Below are 15,601 nucleotides of genomic sequence, written 5' to 3'. Positions count from 1 at the left end.
TTCACTCATTTCCAACTCCAAGTTGTGTTTGTTCGTTTTCCCATAGCCCGTCCGTCCTTCGTGCTGGCCCGGCGAGCACCACGTCTGCCTTCGCGCTTTGCGCACCAATGTTAAGGTGCTATGTTGTTGATTCTTGGCCGTTCACCAAAGAAGAGCTGGCCGTCAGGGACATCAAGCGCACTGCTCTTGGGCCAGCGCCAACAGGTCTTTGCTGACAGACCAATTCATTCTGCCACTCCTTGCATCTTACCCCTGATGATGCGACGCGGTCGGCTTGGCCATGTCCATCTTGGCCCTTCCATCACAGTCCTCCAATTTGTGTTCCTGTCTGTCTTGCCTGCCATGTATTGGCCAAATTCCGCTGCCGATTTCTTCCGCTGAGTTGCGGCTGCCGCATAGCGCGCCCTCTCGTTTTATGTCAATAAATATTTGATTTTGAACAATAAACTGCTGAGTGTGTCAAGCGATTGAGGTCAGGAGTTCATAAAATGGATGGTATGAAGGGGGCTAGAATGCTCTGAAAGCCTCTCGCTCGACTTCACCCAGGGCCTCACTCATGCTTGGGAATGGTATGGTCACTGGGGGGCTTCCAGGGCCTAAAACGCGGCCCCAATTATTTCCAAAATACTGAAGGTCAGCTCCGAAAAGAGGAAAAGTTCTTCCAGGTCGGAGGCACGGGCTGCCAGGAGGAAAGGTCTTGGCGCCGATGCAAAAGAGACCCCCTGAAGCAGCCGAATATCTCGGTTGCGCTGGTGCTGATCTCTTGGCACGGTTGGTAAACGGGTTGTTCAACCACGAAATTGAAGAGATACTGAAGCGTCAATCGTCGAAAAGGAGGATGCGTGTGGAGGCCCTTGTGCGGTTGCGACTCCTGGCGATTCCAGAACGACCATCAAAGGCGAGACGGGACGGCTGAGCAACGCGGGGATGAACAAGGCAGCAAGCGGCGCAGGACGGCGAAGGATGGGCAACTGTCTTCAGGGAGTTGCGGCCATCAACATTGTGATGGATGGCAAACGGCTGTCTAGCCGATTGATGCGGTTGTCATGAAGATGAAACAGCGCAAGCGCGAGCAACAAGCGCTATTCAAACAGCAAAGACCGCGTGGCGCAGTTGGAAGTATGCTGCGGAAAGGCCTGTCACAAGGCAGAAGGCTGGCAAGGCGAAGCCCAGGTAGGCGGCGATGGCACCGGGAATACCGCTTAGACTGAGGCCGGTGAAGGCGGCCAACTGCATGGACCGTGGCTCCGGGGATGGCCTGGCAGATGGACAGACCCAGACGGAAGTCCCCCTTCTTGAGCCAGCACCGCCCCTCCATCGCGGCCTTGCACACAAAGGGGATCATGGCCGAGCCGCCGAAAGCAGTCAGCCTGACACGCCATGTCCCAAAAAATATGCAAGGGCAGGCGGGAGGGGTTTTGTGCTCAGCAGTCAGAAATTTTAGGCAGATGACTGCGGAGGGGGCTAGATGAAAACGCCGATGGGGCCTGGAATGAAATCCTGTCCGGTTGTGTTGCCGCACAGGGCCGTCAACACAACCGACCAGTAGCTGTGGCTTCGCCCGTCAGATCGGATGTGAAGAGTGTGCGCTTCAGTGCGCGGTCATGGTGCGCAGCCCGGTGCGCACACGGGAAGGCAGCGCGGAGCGCTCCCCCTCGCCGTCGTGCGGGATGATACCGCGCGCCAGGTCACGCGGTAAAGGTCGCGCCCTGCGCTTCCTGTGACCGCGGACCTGGCGCGCCGCGGAGTGTGTTCATGCGACGGCGAGGGGGAGCGTCGACTTTCGCTCAGGCTCCGGGATGCTTGGGGCTGCATGCAACACCGCTCAAGCAGATAGCTCCCGCGCGTTTACGTCCTTGACGATAACGAAAATTTGGCAGAACTGTTTTTGAGAACTTCATGCCGGGTGGACGGTCAACACCGTTGCGGCCAGTGTCGTGGGACACCCACGTCCGAACTTGCTGTCGTAGGTATCTTGCCGTGGTACCGCGTGCGCCGTGTTGAGAGGGAGGAAAGCGTGCGAATTGATTTTGTTGAAATTGCAAACTTCCGAAAGCTGCTTTCAACGAGGGTTGGCCTGTCACCGGAAAAGACCGTCTTTGTTGGTGCAAATAACAGCGGTAAAACTACTGCAATTACAGCATTGCGATATTTCCTCGCCGACCGCGAGCGCCCCAGATTTTGCTTCAACGACTTTACGCTTGCCCATTGGCCAGCAATCAACGCGATGGGGGATTCTTGGGAAGCAGCGCATGTCGCAAATGAAGAGCCACCCGCTCCCGAATGGGACAACCTTGTGCCATTCCTTGATGTCTGGCTCCAAGTTGCCGAGGACGAAGTGCACTATGTTCAGAAGATCCTTCCCACCCTCGATTGGGATGGGGGCCGGCTAGGCGTGCGGATGCGCTTTGAGCCAAAGGATACTGCACAACTGCAGAAGGAATATGTGACCGCGCACGCCCAAGCGTTGGCGCTGCAGGCGGCCGGTGCCGCTCTGGCCGCAGAGCAAGGCAAGGCCGCCGCGGACTTTCAGGTGGCCATCTGGCCGCAGAACCTTGTCGAGTTCCTGCAACGCCGGTTGACGGCTTTCTTTACGGTCAATGCTTATGTGCTTGACCCTGCCGCCTGTGTTGAACCAGAGCATGGCAAAGCCAAACCGCAGGCAATCAAAGGAAGCGATCCGATTGACGGCAACCCATTTCGTGGGCTCATCCGCATTGATGAAATCAGTGCCCAGCGCGGTTTCGGCATGCCCGGTGAGGACAACACCGAGGACGCCACCGTCACCGTCAGCGGATCGCGGAAGCTGTCAGCCCAACTCCGCCAGTACTACACTCGCCATCTCGATCCCTGCGAGAACCCGGACGCTGAAGACCTCCTTGCGCTCAAGGCAATCGAAGAAGCTCAACAAGCCTTCAACTTACGGCTGAACGACGGTTTCAAGAGCCCGCTCAAGGAGATGCACAAGCTCGGCTATCCGGGTGTCACGGATCCGAGGCTGAACATTTCGACACGGTTACGCCCCGTTGAAGGATTGAACCACGATGCGGCTGTGCAGTTCGTCGTGCCAATCCATGACGGGAAAAAACTTACCGACCTGTATCTTCCGGAGGACTCCAACGGGTTGGGCTACCAGAACCTCATTTCCATGGTTTTTCGTCTCATGGCGTTTCGCGACAGTTGGATGCGGGTTGGCAAGGCAAAGCATAAGGCTGCCGACGACACGATCATTCCACCCTTGCACTTAGTGCTGATCGAAGAGCCCGAAGTGCATCTTCACACCCAGGTCCAGCAAGTTTTCATCCGCCAGGCGCACAAGATTTTACGCAACCACCCCGACCTCGGCATGAGCCCAAATTTTGTGACGCAGATGGTGGTCAGCACCCATTCCAGTCACGTCGCTCACGAGTGCGAATTTGGCTCGCTTCGCTATTTCCGGCGTCTACCAGGCAGCGGCAAAACCATCCCGACTTCCTGTGTTGTCAATCTGGAAAATGCGTTTGGTGACGCCCCGGACACCGAGCGTTTTGTGACACGCTACCTGCGCGTCACCCACTGCGACCTGTTCTTTGCCGACGCGGCCATCCTGATTGAGGGGCCGGCCGAACGCATCCTCGTACCGAACTTTGTGAACTTCCACCCGGAGTTCGGAAAGCTCAAGGAGAGCTACATCACTTGGCTTGAGATCGGCGGCAGCCATGCCCACAAGATGCGCAGTTTGATCGAAAAAATCGGGCTCACTACGCTGGTCATCACCGACATCGATTCGTGCAATGCCGCCGGTGCCAGCACGTCACCGGCCCGGGGTGCCGGCTGCACAACCCGCAATACCACCCTGCAGACATGGTGGCCCGTTATCACAAACCTTGACCCTCTGCTCGATAAGCCCGAAGGAGAAAAGGTCAAAGTCTACACCGACGAGAAATTCTCGATCCGCGTGGCCTACCAGTCGCCCATCCTGGCGACGTTCAATAGCGTAACCGCCGAGGCGCTGTCCTACACCTTGGAAGACGCGATAGTGATGGCGAATCTCGACCTGTTCAAAACTCTGCCGGGGACCGGGCTCATTACAAAATTTCGGAAGGCCATCGCCGATAGCGCCGACCTGACTGCTCTGGGCATCGCACTAAAGGCGGCGCTCAAAGATGGGGATAAAGCCGAGTTCGCGTTGGATCTGCTCGAGATCGAAGACTCCGTTTCACTGAAGCCACCGGTCTATATCAAAGACGGGCTGCTTTGGCTGGCTGCCCAACTTGAGCAAGAGCAGGTCGAGCTTGGCCTCACGCAGATCGCAGAAAAAGAGGATGCACCGCCGGCAGACGAAGCTCCTGCGGAGGGCACAGCGTGAATACCCCTGCCACAACTTCGAACGTCACGCTTGACGACCACGTTGAAGATGAACTGGCTGGCTTCCTGAGCCTTGAGAAACCCACCAGTTTTTTTCTCTTTGCCGGAGCCGGGTCGGGCAAGACACGTTCGCTGGTGAACGCACTGAACTATTTGGCGAAGACCTACCGGGATGTTCTCCGCCTTCGCGGCCGACAGGTCGCCGTCATCACCTACACCAATGCCGCCTGCGACGAAATCACTCGCCGAACCGAATACGATCCGCTGTTCGTCGTGTGCACCATCCACAGCTTCGCGTGGTCGCAAATCCAGGGGTTCAACTCCGACATCCGCGCCTGGCTGAAGGACAACCTCCAGCGCGAGATCGCCGAACTTCAAGCCGAAGAGGCAAAGGGCCGAGCGGGCACCAAGGCGTCAATCGCCCGCCAAGCCCAGATTGAATCCAAGCAGCGACGGCTGGACCGACTCGCTGACACCAAAACCTTTACTTACAACCCCAACGGTGAAAACCGGGAGCGAAATTCTTTAAACCACAGTGAGGTCGTTAAAATTTTCTCGGCCTTCCTGCTCATAAAGCCGCTCATGCAGCGCATTTTTGTCGGAAAGTTCCCGTTCCTGTTGATTGACGAGAGCCAGGACACCAGCCGCACGCTCATTGACGCCCTTTTCGCGGTACAGAAGACACATGCCGACCGCTTTTGCCTCGGCCTGATCGGTGACACGATGCAACGCATCTATGCGGATGGCAAGGAACGGATTGAAAGGGAGATACCAGCGGGCTGGGGAAGGCCGGAGAAGAAGCTCAATCACCGGTGCCCCCAGCGCATTGTGCAGCTCATCAATCAAATTCGTAGAGGCGCTGACGATCACAAGCAGGAGCCGCGCGACGACCGCCCGGAAGGCTGGGCACGGCTATTTGTGTTTCCAGTCGATGTGTCCAACAAACCTGCCTTGGAGCAGAAAGTCCGAGACTACATGGCAGGGTTGACCGGCGACCAGGATTGGACCAATGCCAGCAAATGTAAAATTCTAACCCTGGAACATCACATGGCAGCCCGGCGGATGGGCTTCCTGAAAATGTTCGAGTCACTGGCCTCGGTAGAAGAATATCGGACAGGACTTCTCGGCGGCAGTTTTGCACCAACTCGGCTCTTCACCCACTCCATCCTGCCGCTCGTCACGGCCCAGCAGAAGGGCGATAAGTTTGCGACGGCCAAACTGGTGCGAGAGAACTCCCCACTGCTCCGCAAGGACGTCTTGAAAAGTCATGACAATCCGATAGCTCAACTTCGCGTCACCCAGGCCGCTGTCGACAGCGTGATGGCCCTTTGGGTCAGTGGCCAACCCACCTGTGCTGCAATCACAGCGAGCATCGTCGAAACCAACCTGTTTGAGGTGCCGGATAATCTCAAAGCCGCCTTGGCCGCGATGCAGGCCACACAGCCCAAAACACCTGATGATGAGGACGCGGATCCTGTCAGCGAAAAAATCGCGGCACTTGTTGCGTTCCTCAATTGCTCATTCTCGGAAATAGCGCCGTATGCCGCATATGTGGGGCACGAGGCTCCATTCGACACCCATCAGGGGGTAAAGGGGTTGGAGTTTGAGCGCGTCATGGTTCTCATGGACGATGGGGAGGCCCGTGGCTTCCGATTTGGTTACGACAAATTGCTCGGCGCCAAGTCGCTCACGGCCGCCGACCTCAAAAACGCCAAGGAGGGCAAAGACACTTCCGTGGATCCCACGCGGCGGCTATTCTATGTGACCTGTAGTCGCGCTCGATCCAGCTTGGCTCTCGTGGCCTTTTCGGCTGATCCCTCTTCAGCCCAGGCGCATGTCATCGCAAATGGGTGGTTCACTGCCGACGAGGTGCTGTTTGAAATTCCAGATTAAAACCACGGGGGAGCGGCAGTTGCCAAGATGTCCTGCCCAGGCCGCAGAACAGCACACTTTCCAAACAATCATGGGGTGTGAAAAATTGTTTTGGACGGCAGCCCTGGGATCCTCGGTCACCCAGCCATCCCCGCGTTTGTGGGAAGCTTTTGTCCCGGCCGCACCGCCAGTCACTTTCCCCCCCCACGCAGAAAGGGGACCACCGCGTCTTTAGCCGACAGGCGTCCTGACCTTTTGCTTCCCTTTGAAGGATAGGCTAGAATGCCTTCAGAAGGGTCTTGGAGCAAAGATGTCCGCACAGGGATTCTTCCATTTCATCCCATTTCGAGGCAGCTTGGACACGCTTCACGTGTCCCGTGTGTGTCCCGAAATGTCAGAAATGACCAGGGCGAGCTCCGACATAACTAGCTGAAGTAGTAAATAATTCCACGCAAAAAGCTGGGCCACGCCGGGGGGAATCATTCCCCCCGAAAAAATATTCCTCTTCTCGCCGCCTAACCCATCAGGCCGCCAGGCTTTTGCAGACCCATGGCCTGGTACACGCGTCCCATGTCCAGGTGCTTGCGCAGGGAGTCGGCCAGCCGCTCCAAGGCAGGCTCAAGGCCGAAACGGGTTTGCGGGGTGTTGAGGGGCGCAAGTCCTTTCCGTACGCGCAGGGCGTCCAGAAACTGTCGGCGGAAGGCATCCTCGTCGAAGATGCCGTGCAGGTAGGTGCCCCACACCCGCGGGAACCCGGTGGCGGCAAGGTCGGCGTCCGCGAGGCCGTAGGCCAAGGCGCGGCCCGAAGCGTCGGTGAAGAGAGCCGCGGCCTGGGCGTCTGGTGCGACGGTGTCGAGGGTGGTCTCGCCGTGGTGGATCTCGTAGCCGCTGATGGCGTGCCCGGAAAACGGGTGCCGCAGGGCTACGCGGGTGAGGGTCTTGATGCGCTTGAGTTCGGTGCTGAGCGCGAGCAGGCCGAAACCGTCCGCAGACTTCTGTCCGGATTCCAGCCCCAGGGGGTCGTCCACGCGCAGCCCGAGCATCTGCAGACCCGCGCAGATGCCGATGACGCTGGTGGATGCAGGCAGAGCGCGCAGGGCGGCGGCTAGGCCTGCGCCGCGCAGAGCGCGCATGTCGTCGATGGTGTTCTTGCTGCCCGGCAAGATGACGGCGTCAGGGGTTCCGAGATCGCGCACGTCACGCACCAGGCGCAAGCGCACATCTGGTTCTGCGGCCAGGGGGTCCAGGTCATTGAAGTTGGATATCCGCAACGGAACCACAACAGCAATATCCAGTGAATCAGGACGCCTTGTGGGCTGGTCCGTCACAGTGTTGCGGATTCCCAGGGAATCCTCCTCGGGAAGAGCCCCGCTTGAGAGATCTGGCAGCCAGGGAATGACGCCAAGCACGGGCCGACCTGTGCGGCGGTACAGAAAGTCCAGCGCGGGACCGAGGATGCTGGCGTCGCCACGGAACTTGTTCAGCACGTGCCCGACGACCAGGGCGCGCTCTGCCTCGTCCAGGATGTCGAAGGTGCCGGAGAGCGCGGCGAACACGCCGCCCCGGTCGATGTCGCCCACCAACAGCACCTTGGCTCCGGCGTGCAGGGCCATCTTCATGTTCACGATGTCCTGGTCTTTCAGGTTCACCTCGGCGGGCGAGCCAGCGCCCTCCAACACCATGACCTGATGCTCTGCGGCCAGGGAGTCGTAAGCGCTGGTGACAGCAGCCCAGGCCTGCGGCTTGTAGGCGTGGTACTCCTGCACGTTCATGTTGCCCACGGCGCGGCCATGGATGAGCACCTGGGAGCCGGTGTCGCCCGTTGGCTTGAGAAGCACCGGGTTCATGCGCGCGTCGGGCGTCAGGCGGCAGGCCTGGGCCTGCGTGGCCTGGGCCCGGCCGATTTCGCGGCCATCGGGCGTAACGGCGGAATTGTTGGACATGTTCTGGGCCTTGAAGGGGGCGACGTCGAAGCCGTCCTCCAGAAGGATGCGGCACAGTCCGGCGGCCAGCACGCTTTTGCCCGCGTTGGAGCAGGTGCCCTGGACCATGATGGCCGGAGCCCTGCGAGGCTTCACAAGAGGCTGAGCCTTGACGATGCCGGAGAAGCGCGCCAGGGCGTCCACCAGCTTGGAGTTCTCCTCCTTTGTGCGCACGGCGATGCGGAAATAGCTATCATCCAGGCCGTCGAAGTTCATGCACAGACGGATGGCCAGCCCCTCGGACAGCAGACGTTCAAAAAGAGGCTGGGCGTTCATGCCCACGCGGTCCAGTCGGCAGAGCAGATAGTTGGCCTGGCCCGGGAACACTCTCAGGCCGGGAATATCGCGCAATTCAGCAGTAAGCGCCTCGCGCAGGGAAGCCACCTCGCGGATGGTGCGGGAGCGGTACTCCAGGTCGCGCAGGCAGCGCGCGCCCACCTTCTGGGCCAGGGTGCCCACGTTCCAGGCGGGCAGGCGGCGGCGCAGCCGCTGGGCGTTGTCTGGCGAGGCGAAGCACAAGCCCAGGCGCAGGCCCGGCACGGCGTAAAATTTCGTCATGGAGACGAGAACGATGACGTTGTCTGGCCGCTGGCGCACAAGGCGGCCCGCTCCGCCCGACGTTTCATCATCAATGTTGGGCACGAAGTCTGCGAAGCTCTCGTCCACCACGAACAGGCTCTGCGGGAAGGCGCGGGCCAGGTCGCGCACGTGGCGCGCCGGTATGCACACTCCCGTGGGGTTGTTGGGGCTGGTGAGCAGCACCAGCGCCGGGCGGTCCAGGCGCGCGGCCAAGGCTTCCAGGTCCGGGGCAAAGCCCTTCTGTGCGGTGCAAAGGAGATTTTCCACCTCAAGCCCGGCCAAACGACAGCAACGGTCCTGGTCCACGTACGCGGGCACCGGGATGACGGCTCGGGTGAGCCCCTGGCGCGCGGCCAACAGGCAGATGGCGGGCAGCAGTTCGGACGCGCCGTTCCCGGCCACGGCCTGGGTGGGCCAGACCTTGTAGAGCTCGCAGGCGGCCAGTGTCAGGTCCGAGGCCTCGGGGTCCGGATAGTGCGCCACCTGGGAAAGGGCGTCGGATACGGCCTCAGGCAGCCAGCGCGGCGGGCCCAGGGGATTGATGTTGGCCGAGAAGTCGACCATGTCCTCGGGCCGCACGCCTGCGCGCTCGGCCAGTTTCCAGATGTTTCCGCCGTGGGCGTAGCGGTCGGCTTCGGGCAGCCGCCCGGCCATGGACCCGGAGGAAGAGCCGGGGAACTGGGTCAGGCCGCCGAGCTGGTTCTGGCGCATGGGGCGCTCCTTGGCGATGGGGTGAGGGGGGCTCGCATCTGCAATGCTGTAGCCCCATTGCCTGCGCTGGGCAAGGGCGGAACTGTCGGCGGAAGGGAGGTCGGAACACGAAGGCTGTGCCAGGACTCTGCGAGTGGCCACGGTCCGATGAAATCCCCAGGACGCTTGGCCGGCGATGCAATGCAAAGGCCTGGGGCTGTGCCGCGGCCTTGATTGCTTTTCAGGTTTTTCCTGACTTTAGCCCAGGGCGGCCATGGCCTGCTGGGCGCGGCGCTCGCCCGGCCTCCCGGCCCAGGAAGGCGGAGGATCTCCGGCCAGGGCGCACTCCATGGCCTGCCGCAAGGCCGCAAGACTGCGCACCTGCCCGGCCTCTTCCTCGGGCAGGTGCGCCGGGTCCAGCTCCAGGCTCACCGTGCCCGCATAGCCCCTGGCCCCAAGCCGCGCCAGGAAAGGTCCCAGGGGCAGTTCTCCCGCGCCGGGCGGCAGGTGCTCGGTGAAGCCGGAAGCGTCTGAAAAATGCACGTGCCGGATAAGCTCTGCGCCGGGTCCGGCGGGTATGCGCTCCAGATCCTCCAGCACATCCCGGCCAGAGACCCCCAAATGGCAGACGTCCAGGGTCAGCCCCAGGTCCTTTTCGCGGCATTGCTCCAGCAGGGAGGTCAGGTTGTCGCGCCCAAAAAACGCCCCTGCGCTCCCTGCCCAGGGCAGATTCTCCAGTGACAGGCTGATCCCGGCGGGCGCGCCCAACAGGCGCGGCAGGTCCACGGCGCGAGCGAACCAGCGGGTCTGGATGGCGTCGCGCAGGGTGCCCGCGGGCGGGTGCAAGGTCACGTGCACGGCCTGGCCGTTCGCGTCGCAGCGAAGGCCGGAAGCGAGATGCACGGCGGCGCGCCAGGCGTCCATGTGCCCGCCCCAGGCGCTCCAGTTGCGGAAGGGCGCATGCACCACGCGCACCGGGCACAAGGCGTGGGCTTCGTCCACCGCCGGGCCGGGCGCGATCTTGGGCGAGCCCATGACCAGGTCGAGCCCGGCGAAGCCTGCGGCCTGGGCGATGCGGGCGATTGTCGGCAGGGGCAGGTGGAACAGCGAGCCAGTGGACAGGAGCGCCTGCGCCGTGGCGCAGGTTCGATCCGTCTGGCTGGTGTGGAGGAGGCTGTCCATGTCATCGGAATGCACTGGCCTGCGTCCAGGCGCAATGCAATTCCGGGGAACGGACACGGCCCGCAGGTGAACGGCGGTGTTTGGCCTGCGGATGCGTGCGGGGTTTAGAAAAGTCCGGCGTAGCGCCCATACCCTGCGGCAGCCAGTTCCGTGGCCGGGATGAAGCGCAGGGCGGCGGAATTGAGGCAGTAGCGCAGTCCGCCAGCGCTTCGCGGGCCGTCGTCGAACACGTGCCCCAGGTGGATGCCGGAGTGCCAGGTTCGCACCTCGGTTCGCGGCAGCAAAAGCTTCCTGTCCGTGCGGGTGACGATGTTGCCGGGCATGAGGGGCCGGGTGAAGCTGGGCCAGCCCGTGCCGGAGTCGTACTTGTGCAGGCTGGCGAAAAGCGGCGCGCCGTTCACGGGGTCCACGTACAGGCCGGGACGGTGCTCGGCGTGATGCTCGTTCTGGAAAGCGGGCTCGGTGCCGTCCTCCCGCGCAACGCGGTAAGCCTCGGGCGAGAGCAGCTTGCGCAGTTCGGCCTCTGGCGGGGCGCCCTTGGGCAGGCGCGGCACATAGGCGAAGAGGGGGTCGGCCACCTCGCGTCCCCACAGGCGCGCCAGGGTGGAGTCGCGGCCGCAGCCCATGCGGTACAGCTGGTAGCGCCTGGGATTCTTGGAGCTGTATTCCTGATGCTGGAACTCCGCCGGATGAAAGTCTTCGGCTGGCAGAATCTGCGCCGCAACGGGGCGGGGCAGCAGGCGCAAGGACTCCAGCGCGGTCTTGGAGGCCAGCGCTTCGCGCTCCTGGTCGGCATCGTGGAAAAAGACAGCCGGGCGGTATTGCGGGCCGTGGTCGCAAAACTGGCCGTCCCCGTTGGTGGGGTCGATGCGCCGCCAGAACCAGTCAACCAGTGCGCGGTAATCCACCAGCTCGGGGTCGAAACGCGCTTGCACGGCCTCGAAATGGCCGGTGTCGCCCTGGCAGACCTCGTCGTAGGTTGGGGTGTCCGTGTCGCCGCCGGTATAGCCGGAAGTGGCGGAGAGGATGCCCGGCAGGTGGAGCAGGTCAGCCTCCAGGCACCAGAAGCAGCCGCCTGCAAATGTTGCGGCGGGAAAAGCGTCGAGGTTCATTGGGCCTTCCTTGTTCCGGCAGAGGTAGCCATCAGCGCCTGAAAGTCAACGAGGGCAGCCAGCAAGGAGCGGAATGCAGGGCGGAGTTGCCGCAGCCACGGTTGACAAAACCCCAGCCAGGGCCAATATCCTTGGCAGCGCCCGCCTCTGGGCCACACAAGCGAAAGGAGAATCCATGGCCGGGAAATGGCGGCTCAACATCGACGAGGCCTTTTGCGCCTCGCACCAGCTCCGCAACTACAACGGCAAGTGCGAGCACCTGCACGGCCATAATTTCGGCGTCAGCGTCGAGGTGGAGGGCAGCGAGCTGGATCCGGCGGTGGAGATCCTGGTGGATTTCGGCGAACTGAAGCGTCTGACGCGCGAAGCCGTGGACAAGCTGGACCACGCGCACCTGAACGACCTGCCCGCCTTTGCCCAGCGCAATCCGTCCAGCGAGAACATCGCCCGGCACCTCTACCTGGACCTGAAAGAGCGGCTGGCGGGCCTCGCCCCCCACGCCAGCCTCAAAAGCGTCAGCGTGTCTGAGAAGGGCACCTCGCGCGCCACGTATTTCGAGGACTAGCCCGTGCGCCTGCTGCTTCAGCGCGTGAGCCGCGCCGCAGTTGACGTGGACGGCGAGCGCGTGGGCGAGATCGGCCAGGGACTCTTGCTGCTGGCAGGCTTTGGCAAGGCCGACGGCCCGGACCTCCCAGAGACGCGGGTGTGGACGGCGCTCTGCGCCAAGGTGCTTGAACTGCGGATTTTTCCCGACGAAGCGGGCAAGCTGAACCTGAGCCTCAAGGATCTCGTCCAATCGGGGCAGGACGCCGGGCTTTTGCTGGTGTCGCAGTTCACCCTTTACGCCGACACCCGCCGGGGCCGCAGGCCTTCCTTCACCGACGCCGCGCCCCCGGACGTGGCCCGCGCCCTTTACGACCGGCTGGCCGTGGACCTGTCCGGCGCGCTGGAAGCCATTGGCCCGGCCCGCTTCGGCCAGGGCGTGTTCGGCGCAGAGATGCGCCTCGATTTCGTCAACTGGGGGCCGGTCACCATCCTGCTTGACTCCGCCGACTTCGCCGGGGTCTAGCTAGCCCAGTCTGCCGCGCGTCCAGTTGACGATGTCGGCCGCCGGACGCGCCCCGGAAAGGCGGTCCACCTCGACCCCGTTTCGAAACAGCACCAGGGTGGGGATGGACTGCACCCGGAACCGCGCGCCCAGGGCCGGGTCTGCCTCAGTGTCCACCTTGCCCAGGCGCACGCCCGGCGCAAGCTGGCGCGCAGCAGCCTCAAAGGCCGGAGCCATCATCTTGCACGGCCCGCACCACGGGGCCCAGAAATCCACCAGAAGCGGCAATTCGTCTCGCGCCAGCAAGGCGTCCAGCCTTTTTGCATCCAGGTGCAGAACGCCGCCGTCGGCCAAAGGCCGGGCGCATTTGCCGCACACGGCCTTGTCCAGGCGGGACTCGTCCACGCGGTTCACTGCAGTGCAAGAGGGGCAGAGGAGGTGTTTCATGGGCACAACAATAAGCATGGGGCAAAAGGAGGCAAGGGGCGCGGGCAGATGCTTACGCCTTGACCTGACGCCGCGCCAGGGCGAGGCGCAGCCCGCCCGCCGCTGAACGCTTCCCGGTCATTTCGCCAAAAAAAAGCGGGGGCGGCCGATCCGCCCCCGCAACCCCGGATGATTCCTGAGCCGGCGCTACTGACCCAGGAGGTCCTTCTTTCCGTCCACCAGGCTGGTGATCACGGTCGGATCCGCCAGCGTGGAGGTGTCGCCGAAGTCTTCGATCTCGCCTGCGGCGATCTTACGCAGAATGCGCCGCATGATCTTGCCCGAGCGGGTCTTCGGCAACCCGTCGGTGAACTGGATGACTTCAGGGGTGGCGATGGGGCCGATCTCCTTGCGCACATGGCCCACGAGCTCCTTGCGCAGGGCGTCGGTCTCCTCGATGCCGCTCTTGAGGGTCACATAGGCATAGATGCCCTGGCCCTTGATATGGTGCGGCATGCCCACCACCGCAGCCTCGGCCACGTTGGGATGCGCCACCAGCGCCGATTCGATCTCGGCCGTGCCCAGGCGATGCCCGCTCACGTTGATGACGTCGTCAAGGCGTCCCATTATCCAGAAATAACCGTCCTTGTCCACCCGCGCACCATCGCCCGCCTCGTACCAGCCGGGGAAGCGGTCGAAGTAGGTTTTGCGGTAGCGCTCGGGATCGCCGAACACGCCGCGAAGCATGCCGGGCCAGGGCTTCTTGATGACCAGGTGCCCGCCCTCGTCCGGCCCGGCGTCGGAGCCGTCGGCCTTGACGATGGCCGCAGCCACGCCCGGCAGGGCGCGCGTGGCCGAGCCCGGCTTCAGCGGCGTTGCGCCAGGCAAAGCGGAGATCATGATGCCGCCGGTCTCGGTCTGCCACCAGGTGTCCACAATGGGCGTGCGGCTGCCGCCGATGTGCTCGTAGTACCACATCCAGGCTTCAGGATTGATGGGCTCGCCCACGCTGCCCAGGACGCGCAGGCTGGAGAGGTCGTGCTTCTTGGGCCAGTCGGTTCCCTCGCGCATCAGGGCGCGGATGGCCGTAGGCGCGGTGTAGAAGATGTTGACCTTGAACTTCTCCACGATCTTCCAGAAGCGGTCCGGCTTGGGGAAGCTGGGCACCCCCTCGAACATGATGCTGGTGGCGCCAAGGGCCAGCGGACCATACACGATGTAGCTGTGGCCGGTGATCCAGCCCACGTCGGCGGTGCACATGTAGACGTCATCGTCCTTCACGTCGAACACCAGCTGGGTGGTGTGCGCGGCGTAGGTCAGATAGCCGCCGGTGGTGTGGACAACGCCCTTGGGCTTGCCGGTGGAGCCGGAGGTGTAGAGGATGAACAGCGGGTCTTCGGCGTCCATCTTCTCATAGGGGCAATCGGTGGTGATGTCCTCGGCCGCCATGGCCTCGTGCCACCAAACGTCGCGGCCTTCGACCATGCGGATGTCGAGGCCCGCGCGGTTGACCACCACGCACTGCTCGATGCTGGGGCAGGTCTTGAGGGCCTCGTCCACATTGCCCTTGAGGGGGATGGCGCGGCCGCCGCGCAGCACTGCGTCGGCGGTAAGCAGCACCTTGGCCTGGCAGTCGTCGATGCGGTTCTGCAGGCTGACGGCGGAGAAGCCCGCGAAAACGATGGAGTGGGTGGCGCCGATGCGCGTGCAGGCCAGCATGGCGATGGCCAGCTCCGGAATCATGGGCAGGTACAAGGCCACGCGGTCGCCGCGCTTGACGCCAAGCTTCTTGAGCAGGTTGGCGCAACGGCAAACCTCGGAGTGCAGCATCTGGTAGGTGTAGACCTTGACGTCTTCCTCGGGCTCGCCCTGCCAGATGATGGCGGCTTTGTTGCGGCGGCCATCGGTCAGGTGGCGGTCCAGGCAGTTGGCCGAGACGTTCAGCTTGCCGTCGCCGAACCACTTGATGAGAGGCGTCTTCATGTCGGCTTCAAGCACCTTGGTGAAGGGCTTGTCCCAGGTGATGAGTTCGCGGGAGCGCTCTGCCCAGTATCCCTCGGGATCCTCGTCGGCGCGCTTGTACAGGGCCTCGTACTCGGCCATGGACTTCACATAGGCCGCCTGCTGCGCGCCTTTGGGCGGGTCGAAGGTGCGGCCTTCCTGCTGCATGCTCTCGATCTTCTGCTCTTCGCTCATTGCCTCGCTCCTGCCTTTCGTTGAGGTATGCCCGCGTCTGCGCGGGGCCGGATCGCCCTGCCGAAGCCGACGTGGTGATTGACCTGCACTGGTCCTACGGGAGGAATCAAGCCCTTGGCCCGCGTTCTTCGGTGAACGGCGGAAAAGTCGAAGTGAACGGTGGCCTC

Annotated in this window: 10 protein-coding genes and 1 pseudogene; 4 read left to right on the top strand and 7 right to left on the bottom strand. The window is 62.6% G+C overall.

Annotation, left to right across the window (positions count from 1 at the left end):
* Positions 1–1,086: 1,086 nt before the first annotated feature.
* Together Q8O35_RS05855 and Q8O35_RS14825 are read right to left on the bottom strand one after the other, a co-directional pair.
* Positions 1,087–1,335 (bottom strand): chromate transporter, encoded by a 249-nt coding sequence (locus tag Q8O35_RS05855; RefSeq protein ID WP_305571605.1) that lies wholly within the window; start codon positions 1,333–1,335, stop codon positions 1,087–1,089.
* Positions 1,265–1,522: pseudogene (locus Q8O35_RS14825) on the bottom strand (hypothetical protein); the annotation flags it as partial. The pseudogene Q8O35_RS14825 and the gene Q8O35_RS05855, both read right to left, overlap by 71 nt.
* A 495-nt stretch (positions 1,523–2,017) precedes the next feature.
* On the opposite strand from Q8O35_RS14825, the gene Q8O35_RS05850 reads away from it, so the two are divergent.
* Positions 2,018–4,348, top strand: coding sequence for an AAA family ATPase (locus tag Q8O35_RS05850; RefSeq protein ID WP_305571603.1), 2,331 nt, complete (start codon positions 2,018–2,020; stop codon positions 4,346–4,348).
* Complete coding sequence (locus tag Q8O35_RS05845) at positions 4,345–6,240, top strand: UvrD-helicase domain-containing protein (RefSeq protein WP_305571600.1); 1,896 nt, start codon at positions 4,345–4,347, stop codon at positions 6,238–6,240. The genes Q8O35_RS05850 and Q8O35_RS05845 overlap by 4 nt, the downstream gene beginning before the upstream one ends.
* A gap of 494 nt (positions 6,241–6,734) precedes the next feature.
* Here the strand turns inward: Q8O35_RS05845 and Q8O35_RS05840 are convergent, their stop codons facing one another.
* The 3 genes from Q8O35_RS05840 to msrA form a co-directional block, all read right to left on the bottom strand.
* Entirely contained in the window at positions 6,735–9,491 is a 2,757-nt protein-coding gene (locus Q8O35_RS05840; RefSeq protein WP_305571598.1) for a cobyric acid synthase, read from the bottom strand.
* A 237-nt stretch (positions 9,492–9,728) separates the two neighbouring features.
* Entirely contained in the window at positions 9,729–10,652 is a 924-nt protein-coding gene (locus tag Q8O35_RS05835) for a sugar phosphate isomerase/epimerase (RefSeq protein WP_305571596.1), read from the bottom strand.
* 104 nt (positions 10,653–10,756) lie between these two features.
* Positions 10,757–11,764, bottom strand: coding sequence for a peptide-methionine (S)-S-oxide reductase MsrA (gene msrA / locus Q8O35_RS05830; protein ID WP_305571594.1), 1,008 nt, complete (start codon positions 11,762–11,764; stop codon positions 10,757–10,759).
* A gap of 175 nt (positions 11,765–11,939) precedes the next feature.
* On the opposite strand from msrA, the gene queD reads away from it, so the two are divergent.
* A complete protein-coding gene (queD, locus tag Q8O35_RS05825) occupies positions 11,940–12,329 on the top strand; it encodes a 6-carboxytetrahydropterin synthase QueD (protein ID WP_305571592.1) in 390 nt (129 codons plus the stop codon).
* Between the two features lie 3 nt (positions 12,330–12,332).
* Positions 12,333–12,833 (top strand): D-aminoacyl-tRNA deacylase, encoded by a 501-nt coding sequence (gene dtd / locus Q8O35_RS05820; protein WP_305571590.1) that lies wholly within the window; start codon positions 12,333–12,335, stop codon positions 12,831–12,833.
* Here the strand turns inward: dtd and trxC are convergent, their stop codons facing one another.
* A complete protein-coding gene (gene trxC / locus Q8O35_RS05815) occupies positions 12,834–13,259 on the bottom strand; it encodes a thioredoxin TrxC (protein ID WP_305571588.1) in 426 nt (141 codons plus the stop codon).
* 186 nt (positions 13,260–13,445) lie between these two features.
* A complete protein-coding gene (acs, locus tag Q8O35_RS05810; RefSeq protein WP_305571586.1) occupies positions 13,446–15,434 on the bottom strand; it encodes an acetate--CoA ligase in 1,989 nt (662 codons plus the stop codon).
* Between the last annotated feature and the right edge of the window lie 167 nt (positions 15,435–15,601).

Origin of the sequence: Humidesulfovibrio sp. (assembly GCF_030689645.1) — a bacterium.
GTDB lineage: Bacteria > Desulfobacterota > Desulfovibrionia > Desulfovibrionales > Desulfovibrionaceae > Humidesulfovibrio.
The sequence above is the reverse complement of the archived record's forward strand: the minus strand, read 5'-3'. Positions and strand labels throughout refer to the sequence as shown.